Origin of the sequence: Streptomyces sp. NRRL F-2664 (assembly GCF_000719345.1) — a bacterium.
Lineage (GTDB): Bacteria > Actinomycetota > Actinomycetes > Streptomycetales > Streptomycetaceae > Streptomyces.
Window position 1 is genome coordinate 1 of sequence record NZ_JOFX01000326.1, and the last position, 535, is coordinate 535.

General features: G+C 72.9%; 1 protein-coding gene. It reads left to right on the forward strand.

What is annotated here, in order from left to right; genetic code table 11:
* On the forward strand, positions 1-535 hold a 535-nt coding region (locus IF89_RS48910; RefSeq protein WP_043194946.1), incomplete at both ends, for an RHS repeat domain-containing protein.

Sequence of the window (535 nt, forward strand, 5' to 3'; positions counted from 1 at the left end):
CGTCAAAACCGCCACGGACATCGTGGCGGAAGCCGTCGCGCAGGGCGTGCTGGGCGCAGGCCAGGAGGATGCCGGCCTGGGCGAGGCCCGGGCCGTGTCTGTGCAGGACGCCGACACCGCGGCCCGGACCACGTCGGCGAGGGTGGTCTTCGCCGACGGCACCCCCGCCGCCGCCTCCACCGCCGAGGCTGACGCACTCGGCCGGACCCTGACCTCAACCAGCGGCGAAGTCACCGCGGTGCCCTCCTACGGGCCTGGCGGCATCCCGCACAGCACGGTCCTGAACCCGGCCGCACCTGACGCCTACCCCGGGCAGGAGTTCACAGCAGCCCTGACCCGCGACCTCGCCGGACGCCAGACGGCCAAGTCCCTCACCCAGGGCGATCCCGGCCAGGGCGACACCCGCACCGGTGTGCGCAGCACCTACGATCCGGCAGGGCGCCTGGCGTCCCAGACCGACCAGCTCGGCAACACCACCGCCTACACCTACACCGCCCACGGGCAGATAGCCGAAGCAGCCGTCAAGACCAAGGAC